This window comes from Streptomyces sp. NPDC048383 (assembly GCF_040651775.1).
Lineage (GTDB): Bacteria > Actinomycetota > Actinomycetes > Streptomycetales > Streptomycetaceae > Streptomyces.
Map to the genome: position 1 here is coordinate 147226 of NZ_JBEZKS010000003.1, position 18955 is coordinate 166180.

Consider the following 18955-nt stretch of genomic DNA (forward strand, 5'->3'; position numbering starts at 1 on the left):
CATCGGCGCTACGAGATTTGAGGGAGTAGGCGCGATGGACGGCGCTTCGCCCAGGGTTGGCCCTGAGGCTTTACCCGGACCACATCGGGCTCTTGCAGGCCTCTCCACCGATGCCCGATCCGCTGGCGAGCGTACGGCCTCCCCGCTCCCAGCACGATGCAGGCCACCGGCCAAAGCCTCAGCCGCAAGATGATTTGGGGGAACCGGCCGTTGCGAGGCTTACCGTGGGGATCAACTTTGCCCGAAGAGCAGATCATCCGCTTCCTCCGCGCTACGGTTGCAGGTCGGTGACCGTGGGTGGTGGTGCGCTCAGGAGGGGGCTGGATGCACGACAGCGACCGCAAGAAGACGATCAATCCGAGTGCGTACCTGGCTCTCGTCGAAGGCCTGACACTGATCTTCTGGAACAAGAAGACCTTTGCTGGGTACCTCCGAGGAATGCTGAAGGGCCACAGCGAATTGCTGGCGCGGCTCGACTTTGAGGCATCCAAGCGCGAGGTGTCCGGACAATTGGTTGATCTTCTGCGGGCCAACGAGGCACGCTATCTGGAAGCGACTGTTGCCCTCATGCTCGACATCGCCGACATGGAGACCTTCCCGAACCTCGCAAGCCAGACCGACGGCGACGCCATGGTGGCCAAGGCCAAGGCGGCCGTCGCGGAGCTGCGCCGTTGGACGGCCAAGCACCAAGAGGTGATCCGGGAGCACGAAGCGCACGCTCGTGCCATCGCTCAGCGCGCCAAGGAAGCCCGGGACGGACGAGCGTTCGCCCAGTCCCATGAGGAGTTGAAGCAACGCTTTCTCCAGATGCACGCGGCCGGAGACCCACACAAGCGAGGGACCGCGTTCGAGGGCTTCCTCAACGATCTGTTTGCCCTGTACGACCTGGAGCCGCGGGCGGCGTACAGCCTGGCCCACGAGCAGATCGACGGCGCCTTCGCATTCAACACCGACCACTACGTGCTCGAAGCCAAGTGGTGGAAGGACGCTATCGGCCGGCGGGAGCTCGACGTGTTCAAGGCCAACATTGAGCGCAAGGGCAAGAACACGCTCGGTCTCTACGTCAGCATGAGCGGGTACAGCTCGGACGCCCTGGCCGTATACAGCTACAGCACGCCCTTCATCACGATGGACGGCCTCGACTTCATGGCGGTCCTTGATCAGCGCATTCGGTTGGACGACCTGCTCGACCGCAAGAAGCGCCACGCCAGCCAGACGGGCCACTGCTACCTGCCAGTGGCCGAGGTGTTGGCTGGCTCGGAGTGATCGGGAGACACGCCTGGTAGTGGGTTCCCCGCGGATGATTCACACGAGCTATCCGGAGTAGTTATGGCCCCGACGGTAGTGCGTCCCCGCGGAGCGGAGCGCCAGGGTCCATCCCGCATGCCATATTCCGGTACGGGCTGTGGGCGACTCTAAGTTTGCGAACCAGCAGGGACGATTACTTGCCCCTAATTCGCACTCCCGGGCACGCATCGAGCAGACCAACATTTCATACGGCCGCACTCTTGGAGATTTCCAGTGCGCTCCGAGCTGGTGACGGTGGGTGTCACGGCAGCCACACCTTCGGTAGATGCGGCCGCGGTCGGCGGTGGTACGCATGGGGATCGCCTCCGGAAGGCGGAGGGAAGTGGGTACCTCCAGCCTGCGACCACAGGCGACCACCACGCCCTCCCGAGCACCGTGACCAGCCGGTTTCCCTTGATAGCGCGCCAAGGGCCGGCGCGTCACTTCTGAACGGCCTGGAGCGCGCTTGTTGCTCGTTGGTGGTAGCCACCCGGTGCCCCGCCAGCCCCGCCAGACGGTCAGGGGAACAACCAGAGCCTGTCGACCCAGGCGATCTGGATGAAGCGCCCCTTCTCCGCCAGCCAGGGGTAGGGGGTGCGGAACCGCGTTAGGTTCTCCATCGATACCACCGGTGCGTTGAGTTGCCCCGCGACGTTAAGTACCGCGTGTGAGGACGTCGAGGAAACGGCGATTACGTTCCCTTGGGCGATGGCCTGGTCCAGTAGGTCCCGTTCATGGTGCTCGACCGCCTCGGACACATCCGTGCCGATGACCGTGACAATGCGCCGGTCCGGGAAGCGCTGCCCGATCGCTGCGAGTGCGGAGGTGAGCAGCCTATAGCTTGGCGGTCGCCGTGATGCCGGGGTGCGCCCTGCCGTCATGACTCCTCTGCCGTCGACGACGAGAGCCGCAGCAGTCGGCCTGGGTTCTTCCACCTGCGGTTCGGCGTCCGCCCGGGAACTACCGGTCTTCCTCGCGTTGCTGTCGGGAGCCGGCTTGGTGATCCGTCGGAGCAGTCGTTCCAACTCACGGTCGAGGCCCTGCTCGATGGGCGTTCCGTCGGGTCCGAAGCAGTCGAGTTCCTCGTTGAGGATCTCGCGGCCCCCATGCCGCAGAACGGCTCGGACCTTGAGGATTCCATCGCGGTCGTACCGGTAGTCGACGTCGAAGAGATTGGCTGAGGGATCGGCCGCGGGCTGGGGTACGGGCAGCTCGAGCCGGGCGAGCGGGAACGTGCGCTCGTCATCGGCGGCACGGGCGCTGTCGCCCTCGACGATTTCAAGGACGACTCTTGATGCACCGCGAACGGCGGGCATTGCACTGCGGCTGCCGCGTGCGGGCAGGGTGGAGTAGCGCGGGATCAACGTGGCGAACCCGCGACGGCCGCCAGCCTGGAAGGCGAGCCCCAGATCATGGCTGGCGGCCACCGAGATGGTGGTCCCCGGGACCAGGCCGTCGATCTCGGCTGCTGTGATCGCGGCTCCGCGGGCGACTGCCGTCATGGGGTTGCATAGACGCGCGTCGACGACATCCCGGACCAGTGCCGCCTCGACCTCGCGCCGGACCATCGGGATCTGCGAAGTTCCACCGATCATCAGCACGGCGTCGAGCGCGCCGGGGGAGAGCCCGACGTCGTTGAGGCACTCCTCCAGCGGCACCAGAGCTCGCCGTACAAGAGGTTCGACGGCCTGCTCGAACTCCTCGCGGTGGATGACCACGGCTCGGCCGCCGCCGGGCGGCTCGAACAGGACCTCCGTGGTCCCTGGCTGGGACAGTGCGATCTTAGTGAGCTCTACATGACGGCGCCAGCGAAGGGCTTCGGCGCGCGTGAGGTGCTCAGGCCTCGTACCGAGCTTGGGCAGCACGAGCCTCACCAGCGCCTCGTCGAATTCGAGTCCGCCGAGGGCCGTGATCCCTCGTGAGGCGATCTCGTCGAAAATGCCGTCGTAGTGCTCGAGAACCGTGATGTCGATGGTGCCGCCGCCCCAGTCGAAGACGAGGAAGCATCCTTCGCCGGGGTAGTCGTGGGCGTAGCTGATGGCCGCCGCGGTGGGCTCGTTGATGAGAGCCTTCACCTTGATGCCAGCCAGGCGGGCCGCGGCCCGGGTTCGGTAGCGGGCCGCGCCGGTCGCATTGGCGGGGACAGTGACGACGGCCTCGTCCATCTCCCGAAGATTACGGCGGACCCCGGCCCGCATCTGGTCGAACAGGGAAGCCGCTACCGTCGTACTCCGATAGGGCTCGTCGCCCAGCCAGACGTTGTGTTCTTCCGGCACTGACAGGCGCGTGCTCTCGTCTTCTTCGGAGGAGGCCCTGGGCCTGGAAGCGAGCATGCGCTTGACCGCGTCCTGTGGTGTAGCCGTACTGCACTTCGCGGCCCATCCGAAGCACAGCGTTCGCTGCACGTCGCGAATGGAGACCACTGAGGGGAACAGCTCGTCGAAGCCAGGGCGGTTCCACTCGGCGGGCAGGCCCCCGCTGTCCACCCGGATCACCTCAGTGCCGTGCCCCGTCCAGCGTGCGACGACCGAGTTGCTGGTGCCGAAGTCGATCCCGAACGTCATCCTCTGCCCTTCGACTCGCCAGTGTCATCTGCCGGCAGCCGCCGCACTGCGCCACGCTGAACGACGCGGCCGGTCACCGTCTCGACGTACGCCGGCGACAGAACCTCGTAGCTGACCGCGTGGTTGTGCTCCTCCGAGTCCACGACGTCGAACGGCGTCAGGTTGGTTGGCGTCGTCAGACGAGTGAGTCCCGCCCGCTTCATCTCGGCGTCGACGCGCAGGCGCACAGCTTCGATGTCGTCTGTGCCCCATGCGGTGCGATCGATGAGCGCGAGTTGCGCGAGCTGCTGGTCGCGGACGCGAGTGGCGTCGAGCACAGCGGTCCTCAGGGTGTCGTCCACTGCTGCCTGGACCGCTTGACGCACCAGTGTGCCCACCTTGTCGGCGGTGGACATGGCCACGCGGATGGCGTCGTCGAGCTCTTCGGTGAGCTTGCGGGACAGCTCCTGTGATGCTTTCAGTCCGGCCTTGGAGGCTGCCTTGTCCACCTGAGAGGCCAACTTCACGGTCAACTTCTCGAAGAGCGCGCCGGGGTCGGCGAGCGCGTCGCCCACCACGGGAGTGCGTCCGTCGTGTTCCTCCGCAACGTCAAGGTCCCGATTCCTGACGGTCTGCTGCGTGGCCGTGTCCGTCCTGGCGTCGGATCCGGCTTGTCGGCTCGACGACCGGGGCTGTTGACCCTGCGCCTTCGGCTGGTCCCGGGCGACACCGGGCCTGGAACGGGAGCGCACCCCCTGGAACTCGGGGATGGAGTTGAGGGGTTGCCTCTTGTTTCTGCTGCCCATCAGTGGTCTTCCCTCATGATTCTGCTGCGGCTGACGATGTCCCGAGCCGCTTCGGACGCGGTCCAGTTCCGTTCTTCGGACGTACTTGGGTCCGTGCGGCGTTCCAAGGGGCGTATCCGCGGTTGGAGAACAGGTGAGTGGACGCGCGGGATCCGCAGGAACTGTTCGTCCAGGGGAAGCTCGTACAGAATCTCAGCCTCCCTGCCCATTCGCCCGGCCATCTCGCGTCGCTGGACTCGGTCCTTGGCGTTGTTGATGTACTCCAACTGCTCGGCGGGGACTTGACCGCGCAGATTTCGCCAGCCGTGGCGCCACTCGGACGAACCGTGCTCGACGGAGAGGGCCAGATACGGGTTGAGGACGTCGTGAGGTCTCGACTTCTGACGCAGAGCCTGCAGCAGATCGCTGAGTAGGATCATGCGTCGGCGAGCCTGAGGGTCCACGCCTCCGCGACGCCGAGTACCGCGCATGAGTACCTCTTCCAGGAGCCCGACAGCCCGGTCCAGTCTGTCCCGGTCTCCCGGACGAGCAGTCAGGAAGTAGACATACGCCAACACCGCGCGTGCTTCCCGGTCCGCTTTGCCGGCTCCTGCTCCCTCTTTCTCGTTGCGTAGAGCGATCGCCTGCTCCACCACGCTGCGCAGGATGTCCGGTGCAATGTCGGGTTCAGCTGCCATGGCCCAATGAGCCTCGTCGAGTAGCCGGTACAGGCGCCGCGTGCCGGCCCAGTAGTGGAACTTGGACGAGCCGGACACCAGGCGATCATGCGGGAGACAGTCCTCCAGCAGGAAGAACAGTCCCGGTTCATGTCCCAGCTCTGGTCCCACGGCAGCTCCGCGGCGTACGGCCTGAAGCGAGCGGACCAGCCGGGACAGATCCGGTGGGAAATGCGTGTCGCCGAGTGGCCCTACCTGGTCGAGCGCATTGACGTCACCGGTGAGCAGCGCCGCACGCAGACTCCACTCGTCGTGCCGCCCATCGACCGGAAGGACCTCGGCCCCCTCCATCACGGCGAGCCGTCGCAGCTCACTCGTCCATGCGAGGGCCTTGACGTCGGAGGCGCCGAGTGCGCCCGGCGACACGCGGGCCGTTACATAGCGGGAGCGGTCGTCTCGGTCCGGCCAGCTGGCCAAGTCGGCCCGTGCATCGAGCTTCCCGGAGTCGATGAGGTCGTCTACAACGGCCAGTGGGAGCGTATGCACGACGCGGCGCCACGCACCTTTGGAGAGGACGGCACGGGTACCCGCCTCGTGAGCCTCGAGGAGCAGCTGCCATGAGTCCAGCTCGGAGGGATCCACCGGGGGAGCGGGAAGGCGGCCGGTGAGAATTGCTTCGGCCCGCAGTGATTCGTCGTCGGTGAAGACAGGCATCCCTGCCGTTGTGAGATTGGCAAGATGGGCGAGGGCGCCGAGGGGCGGGAATGCGGCGGAGATGGTTTCCCGTACGGCGTTGGCGACGTACTCCATCGGATCGCTCAAGCTGCCGGCTCGCATGAGTACGTCGTGGAACATGTCCGCGACCCCGGCCTCTCCGCCAACACGATCCAGGATGGTGACGAGGCGCGCGGGCAGCACCAGCGGTGCAGGCGGGGCATCCGGTGTAGCACCTGCCACGCCGAGATCGCCGGGATTGACTGCTCTGCGACGAGCCCGAAGAGCAGGTATCTCGCCTCTTTCCCGGGCGAGCCGTCGCTGTCGGCGCTTCTCCCGCTCAATCTGACGAAGCTCCTCGGTACTGGCCTCGTCAACAGACTCCAACGACATTTGATGTGTCTCCCCGGCGAATACGACCTGTAACCAGCCCCACGTCACAGGTGTTTCGATTCGGATCGTATGCCAGGTTGGAGGGCCCGGCATAGCCATTCCAAAAGGTGGTCACCGAAGGGTTTTGGGGCCGGCTGCCCATGTCGGTGGGAGGCCGATTGCGTACAGCCTCTGGGGGCTACGGCAACATCGGGAGCTGCCATCTCGATCCGTGTACCCCGCCCGCAGGCAAGCTGACTGCGGGCGGGGTGAGGTCTGCTCACTCCTCAGCGGGCCACTCGTACAGTATGGAATCCACATCCGTGTCCCGGATGCCCTTGAGTCTGACGTCCGTCGGGGGCTCGACTTCGAGGCGGTTCACGGGGTCGGTCACGAGGCGGAGGGTGGGGGTGCCGGTGCCCTCCTCCAGATGCGAGGCGATGACCAGGGTGTAGTTTTCCCCTTCGGATAGTGCCCGCACGAATTCGGCACGGGTAAGGGTCAGTTCTGGCGGGACGGCGCCGCCGTGGGCCTTGATCTCGTAGTACCGCCCGGCCGAGTCAAAGGCATCCGCCCCAAGTCCCGAAACGCCGCGCTGGTCCTCGAGTTCGATGCCCTGCTCCCGCAGGATCTGGCGTAGGGCTCGGATCACGAGCCGCTCCTTGTCCGGGTCCCGGTAGCCGAGCGGTGCGGACTGCTCCCGCGGCGAGGCGCCGCCGGGCCGGGGTTGGGGGAGTGAGGACGGCCGCCGTTTGCTTCCGCCGGGTCGTGCGGAGCTCGATCGGGACGACGTACCCGGATGCAGTGACGGAGTACCCGTCTGGGTGACTTTACGGGGCCGCTTGTCGAATTCGGTCGCACCCACGAGGCGGCGCACGGGGGCCACCTGTTCCGGCTGCGGAGGTGGCGGCGGTGCGCTCGGCAGGGGTGCGGGCGGAGCGTCGGGAGCGGGGCGCGGCGCCGGTACGCCGTTCGCGGGTCGTAGCGGCGCGGGGCGTGATGCGGGGGCGGGTGGCACCGGGCGTGAGGGCGGTTTCTCCTGCTCCCGTCGGCGCAGCTGCTCGTCCAGCCGCTCACGGTCTTCTTGGTCCTGCTGCCCGGTCGAGCGGAGGGCGTCCTCGCGGACGGTCTCCACCAGGCCCTCCTCCCATACATCCCGCCATCGGTGCCCAATGCGGGTCCGCTCCGTAGCGAAATGGGAAGCGATCGCCGCCCCCGCACCGCCCTTGGCGCTCAGTGCCTCGACAGACCGGATGAAGATGGTGGCTTTTTCGCGGTCGATCTGCGCGTCGATGGGGAGCTCGATCGGCTCGTGCCCGCCTCTCGGTTCGAGCCGGATCCGCAGCCCGGGATGAAGCCGTACCTCCAGGCCGGCTAGCCAAGTCCAGCCGGTGAAGTTCTCGGCCACCTCGGGCTCGTCGCGGACAAGGAGGTCCTGGAGGGCGACGACGGCTCGGCGGAAGTCCTCAGTGAGAGTGCCGTCCGGGGGCAGGTGCTGTCCGCCGACGACTTGCGCGCCGACGACGTCCAGCGGGGTGACCCGTAGCAGGCCGAGCAGCGAGGCGAACTGCTGGACGTCCCCTCCAGGCTTCCAAAGAGGCAGCCGTTCCGCGAGTGCGCGTTCGAGGCCGGAGTGGTCCACAGCGAAGACCGGCCTGGTCTTGGTCCACCCGGCCGTGGTCCACAGCGGCAGGGGGCGCAACTTGTTCCGTAGCCCGAGTTGGACCTGTCCGTCATCGGAGGCGACGCGGTCCCGTAGGCGGCGTAGGGCATTGAGCATCACCTGCTGCTGCCGAACATCAGGTGCGCTGCCGACCTGCGCGATCTCCTTCAGCACGTCGGCGAGGTCCTCAGTGCCCGGCTCACTGATGCCTAGCACCCGCCACAGCGGGTCAAGATCCGACCCGGTGAGCGCGAAGGGGCGGAACCCGCGCAAGACGGCGGTACCCCGGAAGCATGCGCCCGACATCATCCAGCCTTGGTCGGTCAGTACGAGTTCTTCCCCCATGAACCCGTAGCGGATCTGCTTCTCGACCTCCGCGCGCGGGGTGTCGACCGGGCGTTCCGTCAGGCGTCTTGCCAGACCCCGGTACACGAGCAGGGCCTCGGCCCTGAGGCCGTCGCCGACCTCGGCGTTCCCCTGAGTACGTTCACGGAGCTCGCGAAGCCGCTCCGTGAGTCGGGGGACGTCCGGATCGCCGGAGACGCCGAGGGCCGTGAGGACGTCGACTCGGGTCGCCAGGGCTTGATGGATGGCGGAGTGGAGATAGCCTGGGTCGTCGTGCCCGTAGAGGGCTTCGGCGTCCGGGGTGCGCAGTTGGAGTTCGGACGGTGTACGCAGGCCACCGTCGGCGTCCTCCAGCCAGGCCGTGTCCCGCAGCCGCCACACCCACATGGCCGACGTCTCGCCCTTCACGACCCACTTGCGGTCTGCCCATGCCATCGAAACCCGCGCCTGGTCGGGACTGGTGACCGGACCGGCAAGCGTACGCAGCAGCGCGGCCGTGCGTCGGCGTCGCTCCTCCACGTTTCGCTCGGCCACGATATTCGCCACGACGGCGACGAGATCGGCGCTGATCAGGTCATCCAAGGTGAAGTTGGCGCCCCTCTCGCTCATCGCGCGCCAGCGATCCGGGCTCCTCCACATACAGTCACGTGCCAGGCCGAGGCGCGAGTCCGCCGAGTACCGCTTGAAGTAGGAGTGGTGGTACTGACTGCGTGGTACCGGTGTGAGCCGGGGTGTGTCCGCCACGCCGAGCAGTCTGAGGAAGGCCGTCCTGCTCAGGCCGTTGCTCTGCGCGGCGGAGAGCAAAGATCGCGCATAGGAGCGGTGCACCCAGACGAGCCCGGGTGTCTTGCGGGCCGCCACTGCGAACCGATCTCCGTCGGCACTCTCGAGCGCCGAGGAGAGGTAGGCGGCGCGGGCCTGCACTCTGGCGGGACTTTCGTTGCCCTGGTCATCGAACATGAAGCCGTTCAGCCGGATGGCCCGCCCGATGTCCGGCCCGAGTTCGTCCCGTAGCTTCTTCGGTACCTCACCAAGTGCCCGCTGCAGAGACGTAAGGCGAGCGATCTCCTCAGTCTCTCCGGCATCAGGCAGGCATCCGCCTGACTCACCGAGCCGAGCGACAAGCCTCAGCACGGCAGCCGTGTCGTCCCGCCGGACCAGCCATCCCTGCCTCCGCAGCCAGTCGACCACCCTCTTCGACCACTGGTCCTCCTCCCAGTAAGCAGAGTGCAGATCGAGCACGACACCCAGGTGGTCCAGCACTCCCGTGGTCTCGCCGCTTCCCTCCGCGAACGCGCGCTGGTCGGCTGATGGGCGCAGCGGACGTCCGTCGGTCGTGACCACGCACGGCTTGCGCGCCAACGCGTAGGCATGGCCGGCTTCCAGGGCGACCGCGGCGAGCCGGATGATCCGTGTGACATCACGGTCTGCCTCGTCGAAGAGGCCGAGCGCATCTGTGACACGGAGCTCTGGGCGCAGGTCCGCCGCCCCCGCTGAGCGCCAGTCCGCGAGCACCCGACGCCACCGGCCGGCCTGGTCGCGGGAGGTAGCGGGAAAGGCGTACGGGGCGCCGGACAGCCGGGTGATGTCCGCATCGTCAAGCACGCCCGACAAGGCGGCCTCTTCAACGGCGAACTCGGACAGGGGTGCCGCGGGCCCGCCGTCCGCGATCGGCAAGGTGAGCTCCGAGGCGAGCGACTGCCGGGCGCGTGAATGGAGCGCTGCCCGCATCGTGTCCTGCAGCCGGTCTGGTGAGGTGGCCCCGGCTGTGGAGGGTAGGGGGATGAGGTGCCAGGCAGCCGGGTCCACCTGTCCGAGTACGTCGCGGACAGCGGCCTCCCATAGGTCGGCGACCAGGGGGATGAGCTGCTGGTTCAGGCGACTGTCGGCGAAGCCCTCGCGGCTGGCGACCGGGTCGAACTGCGCGTGGACTCGGGCAGCCGCGTTCAGTGGTGCGACGGGTAGGCCTGCGTGGACGCTGCCGTGCCCCTGGGGTTGCACAGGGAGCGCTACGGCGACTGGCATCGTAGTCCCAACGGCCTTGTGGTGGCGCTCCCAGTCGGGGCGCGGCGGGACCTGTGCTTCGTACACCCGCCAGACCGCGCCGTCACTCGCAGTGGCGTGTCGCACCAGCACGTCAGTGTCCGCGCCGCCGACCGGGACCCGGTCTCGTGCCGCTTCTTCCCAGGACAGGGCCAGTACAGTGGTGCGCTCGCCATCCGAGACTTCGAGTTGTTTGAGGTGCCACAGGAAGAGCAACGAGGCGTCGCTCCAGCTCTCGAACCATTCGAAGAGATCGGAGGCGGGCAGCGCGTCCGACTCCAGAGGGATACGGAAGACCGTCCATTGGGGTCCAGAGATCTCTTCTGGTAGCTCCGGCGGAGCGACTGGTTCCAGGGCGAGATCGGCGAACCGTACGTGGAAGGGATGGCAGTGGACTTCCCACGTCGTTGCGAGTGCCCTGAGCGTTGACAGCCCGATGCCGAAACGCCCCGTGCTCTGAGCGTCGGCGGTCTTGCCACTGAGCCAGGGCATACCGAGGAGTAGGACATCGGCCATCCGCACGCTGACGCCGTCGTGGGCGATCAGCAGCGCGTCTGGACGCCAGAGGAAACGCAGCTGGCTGGCCCTCGCATCGTTGGCGTTCTGTACGAACTCGGAGAGCACCTGGAGCGGGTCTGACGATAGGGTCTCAGCGCCCCGCTGAGCGCCTTCGGCCATCCTGCGGAAGACCCCCGGTCCTTCGCGCAGCCCCTGGTCGAGGAGACGTACTGCCTGTGCTGCCTCCTCGGTACCGGACACCTCCAGCTCTGGATCCACGCGCGGATCGTCCAAAAGCCTGCGCACCGCCGACGTGAGCGCCTCATGGTCCACGCTCGTCTCCCCCCTGTGTGCCGTATGACAGGCGACAATCCTCAGGCGTGGCGTGGCCTCTCCGATCAACAACCTTCGTGATTCCGCCAACCTCCGGCCGCCTCCCCGAGGTGTCCCCGCCCGGGCCGTTGCCCGCGTTGGGGCGAGCGCATTCGGTGACCAGCGTGTAAGCCCCTCTCCACCATGGGCTTGAACGCGGCGGAAACTCTTCGGCTACCCCTGCTGATTGTCAGACCCAACTGCTAGAGCGTGTCTCTTCTAGCGGGTGGTCAGTTGATCTGTGTCGGCGATCCCCGGCAAGGAGCGGCATAGCGACTACTGCACGCAGGCCCGACCCGGGTGCCCGCGCCTGCGGTGGTCTACCGCCATCGAGTGACGGGACGGCTCCACCACGATGACCAGCCCGGTCCGTGCCACCCGTCGCATCACGGTTTCAGGTCGCCCGTGGGAGTGAGAAGCGTCATAGTTGTGAGGAGTGGGGTCCGGCTCGGCTGAGGGAGTGGGCTGAAAGCCCAGGGCGTGCGCGGCCTGCCCGATCCGTCCGAACCTCCCGAGTGGCGCCTTGGGGTGACGACTGGTTGGGGACCAGTTGGGGACCAGTGCCGCTGCACGCAGGTGCACGGCGCGCGCATTCGCACACGTTTCCCGCCCTCAAATAGCGCCATATGTCCTGATTGTGGGCCTGGCGCAGCCATCTGGGGGTCAAGGGGTCGCAGGTTCAAATCCTGTCGTCCCGACAGTGCATGAAGCACGTCGGAGGTCGTTCTCTCACCACGAGAGGACGGCCTTTCGTGCGTTACGGCCCCTTCGGCGGGCCGTCCGGGCGGTTGATCCTTTTTGTTCTTCGTACCCGTGATCGGTGGAGCGCGGCCGCTCCGTTAACATGTTCGAGCCAACGGTAGGCGACAGACATGCTGACATCGGACAAAGCGGCTGGAAATTGATATCTAAGGTGTCGCGACCTCTCGCGCGAACAGAAGGCGGCATCGACTCCGCCGCGTGGCGTCGGCCGCAGGTCCTGCTCTGGGCGGGCGTCGCCGCGGTGGGCCTCGGGTTCCTCGTCGCGCTGGAGATCGCCGCCCGCGGGTACGGCAAACCCGGGCCGATCACCGTCCAGTGGCGCGAGTTGATCTTCGCCCCGCAGTCGGGGACGGTGCTGTACGCCAGCATGACACTGATGCTGGTGGTGCTGACCTGGCGGCAACGGTGCATCGCCGTCGGTGCCGCGATCGGCATCGACCTCGTGTTCTGGCTCGTGCGGTGGATCATCGGCGCCCCCATGATGTTCGGCAGCGGCGCGCTGTGGGTGACGCTCGCCTGCGGCGTCATCGCCCTCACCCGCCGCACCGGCCGCGAACGCCTCCTGCTCCTCCAGGGCGTCGGACTGGCCCTGCTGCTCGTGACCGGCCGCAAGACCGGCTACACCTGGCTGCTGATCACCTCCAAGACCCGGCCGATGGTGCTCGACCAGTACGTGGCGACCGCCGACCACGCGCTGGGCAACCCCTCGTGGGTGGTGGGACGGATCGTCGAGGCGACCGGAGAGATCGGCGCCAACGTCCTCGAATGGGTCTACATCCAGCTCGCGGTGGGCGCGGTCCTTGTCGCGCTGTACCAACTGCGCAACGTCGCGACCGAGCGCCGTTTCCCCGGCCACCACCTGGTGCGTACGTTCCTGGTCATCGGCCTGCTCGGACCCGGCATCTACATGATCTTCCCGGTCGTCGGCCCGATCTACGCCTACGGCGCCGAGGGCGGGCAGTGGGCGTTGGCCGAGCTGTGGCCCCACAGCGTTCCGCAGCTCGGTCTGCCGGTCCCGATGCCGTTCGACGAGTTCACCCCGCGCAACTGCATGCCCAGTCTGCACACCGCGTGGGCCACCGCGATCTTCGTCCATTCCCGCAAGGGTCCGCGCGCCCTGCGCTACCTGGGCACCTTCTGGCTGATCGCCACCCTCGGCGCGACGCTCGGCTTCGGCTACCACTACGGCGCCGACATCATCTCCGGCATCGTGTTCACGCTCACGATCGAGGCGGCGCTGCGCGCCCAGGCGCGCGGCTGGGACCGGTCGGCGAGCCTGGTGGTCGTCCACGGAACCGTGGTGTTCGTCGCGATGCTGACCTCGTACCGCTACCTGCCGGTCGAGATGGCCGGGACCCCCTGGCTGTTCGGTCCGCTGCTGGTCCTGGCGACCGCCTCGGTGGTCCTCGCCTACGTACGGACCACCCGCCGGTGGGACCGGGAGGCGGCCGCGGCGCCGGCTCCCGTACGCCTGCCCGAGCAGCGGCGCGAGCAGCGGCCCGAACTCGTCGGCTGACTCAGGGCGCGGGGGGATCGCCGCCGGCGGCCGGCGCGTCGGCCGCCGTGGGTCTTCTCCGGGTTCGGCAAGGCGGGACTGGGCGGGGCCGGTACGGTCACCGACTCCCTGACCAGCCGCGCCGCTCGGGCCGCGGTCCCCGAGCGGACCCGGAAGACCGCCATCGGCGGCCTGCCGCCCATCGGGCAGGACAGTGAGAAGGTCAAGGCCCTCATCAAGGAGGCCGGCGCCTCGGGCAAGACCCTCACCCCTGGCCACCAGTTCCGTTGGCCAGGACGTCTCCCCGCTCGCCACCGCCGTGCAGGCGGCGGGAACGCAGATCGGTCCGGACATCCAGCTTCGCGACGTCCGCACGGCTCGCCCGGTGCGGGGGCCGAAAAGGTCGGCGGGTACGGTTCCGCATGAACGCGGCGCGTCGGCCCCCGGCCGGACAGGCCGGCTGAACCGTTCGCGGCACCCGCGGCACCGGTAGGAAAGCATCACCGTGAACACCATCAGGACCCTGTGCTTCGTCATCGCGGCGCTCTCGTCCTACGTCGCGCTCGCCTACCGGCTCGGGCAGGGGCGGCGCAGTTGGCGCGACGCGTCCTACCGGGCGCTGATCACGACCCTGTTCTTCCAGTGCCTCACCTTCACCATGGGCGCCGTCGCCATGCGCGGCGAGAGCTTCCTGGGCGTGGACAACCTCGCGATCCTGGTCATGCACCTGGCGGCGGTCGCCTTCTGCGTCAGCGCGCAGGTCATCTTCCTGCGCTGGGCGGCCGAAGGCGCGGAGGCGGCCCGCAAGACCCGGTTCTGGGTGGCCACCGGGCTCCTCCTCGACGTGCTCCTGACGGTCCTCTTCTTCCTGGCCGACGGACCCGCCCGGTGCGGGACGGAGTTCGACGGCAGCGGGGACCCGCTGCTGCTCACGTACCTGCTGGCCTTCATCGCCTCGCAGGCGGTGCCCTGCGTCACGATCGTCCGGCGGTGCGGCCCCTACGCGCGGATGACCGACAACGCGCCGCTGCGGCAGGGCCTGTGGATGATGTTCCTCGGCGCGGTCGTCCTGCTCGTGTACGGGCTGGTGCGGATGGCCAACGTCCTCGGCATCGCGGCCGGCATGGAGATCGGGCCGTGGCGGGAGGCCCTCGCCTCCGTCCTCGACGCGTTCGGCATCGTCGCCATCTCGCTCAGCCTGACCACGTCCCTCTGGACGCCGGCGGCCGGCAGGTTCCTCGACTGGACCCGCACCTACCGCGCGTACCGCGCTCTGGCCCCGCTCTGGCGGGACCTGTACGAGTCCTTCCCCGACATCGCCCTGGAGCCGCCGGGCACCTCGGTCCGCGACCTCGACTACCGGCTCCACCGTCGGGTGGTGGAGATACGGGACGGGTGGCGCGACCTGCGCCCGTACATCGAACGCACCACGGTCACCACCGCAGGGAGCACCCCGACGGGCTCGAAGGCCGGCGAGGAGGCGGGTACGGAGTCCCGGCAGGCGTTCACCGAAGCGGCGCGTATCCGGCAGGCGCTGCACGCCAAGCGGACCGGCGGCATCCCGCACGACCACAAGGGCGCGGGCGATTTCGAGGACCGCGACACGGACAACTTCCGGGCGGAAGTCGCCTGGCTCACGAAAGTCGCGGCCGCCTACAGTAGGCTCCGCAAGGCGAGTTGAGAACTCCCGCCCGGTTTGCATCCCCCGTCAAACCGGGCGGGTATCTCCCGCCCCCGTTTCCCCCGTTCCCCGATGTCCGTCGGGTCGGACGGGTGGCTCCCGTCCCGACCTCCCGGCCGCGCGCCCCCGAAGGCGGGTCGACCCTCGTCGCGACCGGCAACCGACCGGATGACCCCCGTGCGTCCAGTGAGCCAACAGCCATCGGCGGGTTCTCACGGTGGCCGAATCCCGACCGAATGTCAACTGACCGCTAAATCCGAGGCCCATCGCGATAGCCAATGGCTATCCCGGAACGGGGCGCGAACGGCCTGCGAACCGTCACCGCACTCAGGGACGGCTACCGGCAACCGCGGGGCTCCCAGCCGTCACGGAGCGGTCCGAGCCCGAGTGGGGTGACGGCGCGCGGCGCGTCCTCCTGTCGGGGGTGTGTCGTTCACCTGCGGTGGGGCGGTACCGTCGCGGGCGTGGCGGAACCGCCCGGTGGCGCGTGGACCGGCGGGCCGGGGGCCGCAGGTGGCCGGAAAGCGCGCATATCCCGCGGTGACGCGGGCATGCGCAGCACGAGCAGGACGAAAAAAGGTGATGCCGGATGGTGCTGGGAACGGACAACGGACGCTTCACCGTCGCGGTACGGGCGGTGGACGGTGCGGTCGTCCTCACACTCGCCGGGGAGCTGGACCACGACACGGCGGCGCCCCTGAAGGACGCGCTCGAAACGGCGGCGGCGAGCGGCGGGAGGCTGCTCGTCGACATGGCGGGACTGGAATTCTGCGACTCCACCGGACTGAACGCGTTGCTGCACAGCCGCATCACGGTGCAGGAGGCGGGCGGCACGCTGGAACTCGCCGGCCTCGGCGGACCGGTCGCCCGCATGTTCCGCATCACCGGCGCGGACGGGGTGTTCCCGGTCCACGCGGACGTGACGCGGGCGCTGGAACAGCCTTCGACATGACGGCGCGGCCGGGCGAGCTCCGGCCCGCGCGGGCGGGTACGCAACGGCAGTAGGGATCGGAGGGTCATGGAGCAGCAGCCGGCGCCGAGGGACCGGAACTGGCTCCTGGTCCTCGACGGTCTCCCCGACCCGGTCTCCCGCAGCCGTGACTTCGCCCACCGGGCGCTGACCGCGTGGCACTGGCTGCCGACCGAGCGGCCGGCCGTGCGCGACGCCGTCGAGGACGTACTGCTCCTGGTGTCGGAGGTGGTGGCCAACGCCTGTCTGCACGGCGGAGGCCCCGGCGCCCTCGTACTGGACTGCACGGACGAGCGCCTGCGGATAGAGGTGACGGACGCGAATCCGCATCCGCCGGTGGCCGCGCCCGCCGCCTCGGCGGATCCGGGCCGGCCCGGCGGGCACGGGTTGCTCATCGTGGACCGACTGACCCGCTCCTGGGGTTCCCGCCCGGGCGCGTCCGGCAAGTGTGTCTGGCTGGAGGTGCCCTGCCCCCCGGAGGGCCTCGGCGCCCCGGCCCCAGGCTCCTGACCGGGCACGGTTTCTCGTACGCCGGTGGAGTGCGGGTGGAATGGAGCGGGCGCGTGGGAGCCGGCGGGCCGGTGCGCGTCCGGCCGGATCCGGGCGAACCAGGCGACCGCCGCGACCGCGTCGAACCGGGTGTCCGCCGCTCGCGTCCGGGACCGCCCGGACGTCCGTCATCAGCGGGTGCGTGAGGCGACCGCCGCGCGATCGCCCCGTGGCCCGCGGCGGGTCCGGCGCGGTGTCGGCCCCGAACCGCTCCGACGGGCGCCGGCCGGAATTCCCGATCGGGCCGAGCGAACTGGCCTCCGGGGGACACCGGGGACAAAAGAACGATCTTGCGCACCGGTACAGAAGCTACATACTGACCGGTGTGAATGCCGACAAAGACACTGTTCTGACCGAGGTCCGTGGCTGTACGGGGGTGGTCACCCTCAACCGCCCCGCCGCCCTCAACGCCCTCACCCACTCCATGGTGCTGGCCGTCACCGAGGCCCTCGCGGCGTGGGAGCACGATCCCCTCGTCCGGCAGGTCCTGGTCCGCGGTGCCGGCGAACGGGGCCTGTGCGCGGGCGGTGACATCCGGGCCATCCACGCCGACGCGTCCACCGGCGGCAAGGCCTCGTTGGACTTCTGGCGCGACGAGTACCGGCTGAACGCGCGCATCGCCCGCTATCCGAAGCCGTACGTGGCCTACATGGACGGCATCGTCATGGGCGGCGGTGTCGGGATCTCCGCCCACGGCAGCGTCCGGATCGTCACCGAACGCTCGCGCGTCGCGATGCCCGAGACCGGCATCGGCTTCGTGCCCGACGTCGGCGGCACCTACCTCCTGTCGAGGGCTCCGGGAGAACTCGGCACCCACCTCGCGCTCACCGGCACCGCCGTGGGCGCCGCGGACGCCCTGCTGTGCGGGCTCGCCGACCACTACGTGCCCTCCGCCCACCTGGACGAACTCACCCACGGCCTCACCGGCGCCCCCGCGCGGGAGATCCTGGGCCCGTACGAGGGGGGCACCGTGCCCGGGGGCGAACTCGCCGCCGAGCGGGAGTGGATCGACCGCTGCTACGCCGCCGACACCGTCGAGGAGATCCACTCCCGGCTGCTCGGCAGCGGCCTCGCCGCGGCCCGCGAGGCCTCCGAGGTGCTGCGGACCAAGTCGCCCACCGCCCTCAAGGTGACGCTGGCCGCGCTGCGGCGCGCCCGTGAACTCGGTTCCCTGGAAGCGGTGTTGGAGCAGGAGTACCGGGTCTCCGGCGCCGCGCTGGCCACTCCGGACCTGGTGGAGGGCATCCGCGCCCAAGTCATCGACAAGGACCGGATGCCGCGCTGGTCGCCGCCCGCCCTGGCGCAGGTCCGACCGGCGCAGGTGGAGCGGTTCTTCGACCCGGCCGAGGGCGCGGGCGGGCCGGTCTTCCCGTAGGGGTGTCGGCGTGTCGGCGTCAGCCGCGCGCGATCCGGGTCGCCAGGCCGTCCAGGACCCGCTGGAGTCCGTAGTCGAAGGTCTCCTCGCGCACGCGCGCCGGGTCCTCGTGCCGGATCGCGGTGTGGCCCCGCGTCAGCGGGTGTTCGGCGAGCGCGCTCCGGTCCGCCGGCACCAGGGAGTGCAGCCACTCCGCTTCGTCGCGTCCGCTGCGGGCGAGCAGGGAGAGGTAGGAGGCCTCGCTGGTCGTGGCGCCGCTGACGTACGAGATGACCGCCTTGATCGCGAGGTCCGCCTCACCGGGCGGGAATCCGGCGCCCAGGGTCAGCTCCAGCATCCGCTCCGACATGCGCATCAGGTTCGGGCCGAGGTGGGCCAGGCCCACCTGTCCGAGGACCGAGGCCACCCACGGGTGGCGCAGGATCATGGCGCGCAGGCTGTGGCCGCTGTGGGACAGGGCGGTGCGCCAGCCCTCCGGGCCGCCGGCCTCCGGCAGTTCCAGTTCGCCGTACACCTCGTCCACGACGAGTTCGATCAGCTCGTCCTTGTTGGCGACGTGCCGGTAGAGCGAGGTGGCCGCCGTCCCCATCTCCGTCCCGAGCCTGCGCATGCTCAGCGCCTCGATGCCCTGGGCGTCGAGCAGGCGCACGGCCGCCGAGACGATCTGCTCCTGGCTGAGCGCCGGCTGTTCCTTCCGTCGGCGGGGCCTGGTCCAGACGGACGGTACGGCGGGGGCGGGGCTCTGCTGGTCGGGTGAGGACATGCCCCCACCCTAACGGCATGCGCACGGTGTACGCAGGTGGTGCGCGGGCGGGCGCGCGGCC

At 68.8% G+C, this 18955-nt stretch carries 11 protein-coding genes; 6 read left to right on the forward strand and 5 right to left on the reverse strand.

Going from position 1 to position 18955, the window contains the following annotated elements; translation table 11 throughout:
* Positions 1–324 precede the first annotated feature (324 nt).
* Positions 325–1266, forward strand: coding sequence for a restriction endonuclease (locus AB0D46_RS04540; RefSeq protein ID WP_362875784.1), 942 nt, complete (start codon positions 325–327; stop codon positions 1264–1266).
* 539 nt (positions 1267–1805) lie between these two features.
* Here AB0D46_RS04540 and AB0D46_RS04545 read toward each other — a convergent pair.
* The 4 genes from AB0D46_RS04545 to AB0D46_RS04560 all read right to left on the reverse strand — a co-directional run bounded on the left by AB0D46_RS04545 (position 1806) and on the right by AB0D46_RS04560 (position 11260).
* Positions 1806–3851, reverse strand: a complete 2046-nt coding sequence (locus tag AB0D46_RS04545) for an Hsp70 family protein (protein WP_362875785.1) — start codon at positions 3849–3851, stop codon at positions 1806–1808.
* Positions 3848–4405: a hypothetical protein gene (locus tag AB0D46_RS04550; protein WP_362355601.1), complete on the reverse strand. Its 558-nt coding sequence runs from the start codon at positions 4403–4405 to the stop codon at positions 3848–3850. The genes AB0D46_RS04545 and AB0D46_RS04550 overlap by 4 nt, the downstream gene beginning before the upstream one ends.
* A 230-nt stretch (positions 4406–4635) precedes the next feature.
* Positions 4636–6399, reverse strand: coding sequence for a hypothetical protein (locus AB0D46_RS04555; RefSeq protein ID WP_362875786.1), 1764 nt, complete (start codon positions 6397–6399; stop codon positions 4636–4638).
* A gap of 259 nt (positions 6400–6658) precedes the next feature.
* Positions 6659–11260: a hypothetical protein gene (locus AB0D46_RS04560; RefSeq protein WP_362875787.1), complete on the reverse strand. Its 4602-nt coding sequence runs from the start codon at positions 11258–11260 to the stop codon at positions 6659–6661.
* A 940-nt stretch (positions 11261–12200) separates the two neighbouring features.
* Here AB0D46_RS04560 and AB0D46_RS04565 point away from each other — a divergent pair.
* From AB0D46_RS04565 to AB0D46_RS04585, 5 genes are all read left to right on the forward strand, one after another.
* The gene (locus AB0D46_RS04565; protein WP_362875788.1) at positions 12201–13577 is read left to right on the forward strand and encodes a phosphatase PAP2 family protein; all 1377 of its coding nucleotides are present in this window, start codon (positions 12201–12203) and stop codon (positions 13575–13577) included.
* A gap of 484 nt (positions 13578–14061) precedes the next feature.
* Positions 14062–15237, forward strand: a complete 1176-nt coding sequence (locus tag AB0D46_RS04570) for an MAB_1171c family putative transporter (protein WP_362875789.1) — start codon at positions 14062–14064, stop codon at positions 15235–15237.
* Between the two features lie 589 nt (positions 15238–15826).
* Positions 15827–16189, forward strand: a complete 363-nt coding sequence (locus AB0D46_RS04575; protein ID WP_362875790.1) for an STAS domain-containing protein — start codon at positions 15827–15829, stop codon at positions 16187–16189.
* Positions 16190–16255: 66 nt separating this feature from the next.
* Positions 16256–16717 carry an ATP-binding protein gene (locus tag AB0D46_RS04580; protein WP_362875791.1) on the forward strand — a complete coding sequence of 154 codons (462 nt, stop codon included), beginning with the start codon at positions 16256–16258 and terminating at the stop codon, positions 16715–16717.
* 364 nt (positions 16718–17081) lie between these two features.
* Positions 17082–18131, forward strand: coding sequence for an enoyl-CoA hydratase/isomerase family protein (locus AB0D46_RS04585; RefSeq protein WP_362875792.1), 1050 nt, complete (start codon positions 17082–17084; stop codon positions 18129–18131).
* Positions 18132–18150: 19 nt separating this feature from the next.
* On the opposite strand, the gene AB0D46_RS04590 is transcribed toward AB0D46_RS04585, so the two are convergent.
* Positions 18151–18894 (reverse strand): TetR/AcrR family transcriptional regulator, encoded by a 744-nt coding sequence (locus AB0D46_RS04590; protein ID WP_362875793.1) that lies wholly within the window; start codon positions 18892–18894, stop codon positions 18151–18153.
* Positions 18895–18955: the final 61 nt, after the last annotated feature.

Bases quoted from the DNA above. Each gene is read 5' to 3' on its own strand.
- AB0D46_RS04545 (WP_362875785.1), bottom strand. From the start codon at position 3,851: ATGACGTTCGGGATCGACTTCGGCACCAGCAACTCGGTCGTCGCACGC.
- AB0D46_RS04590 (WP_362875793.1), bottom strand. From the start codon at position 18,894: ATGTCCTCACCCGACCAGCAGAGCCCCGCCCCCGCCGTACCGTCCGTC.
- AB0D46_RS04555 (WP_362875786.1), bottom strand. From the start codon at position 6,399: ATGTCGTTGGAGTCTGTTGACGAGGCCAGTACCGAGGAGCTTCGTCAG.
- AB0D46_RS04575 (WP_362875790.1), top strand. From the start codon at position 15,827: ATGGTGCTGGGAACGGACAACGGACGCTTCACCGTCGCGGTACGGGCG.
- AB0D46_RS04540 (WP_362875784.1), top strand. From the start codon at position 325: ATGCACGACAGCGACCGCAAGAAGACGATCAATCCGAGTGCGTACCTG.
- AB0D46_RS04580 (WP_362875791.1), top strand. From the start codon at position 16,256: ATGGAGCAGCAGCCGGCGCCGAGGGACCGGAACTGGCTCCTGGTCCTC.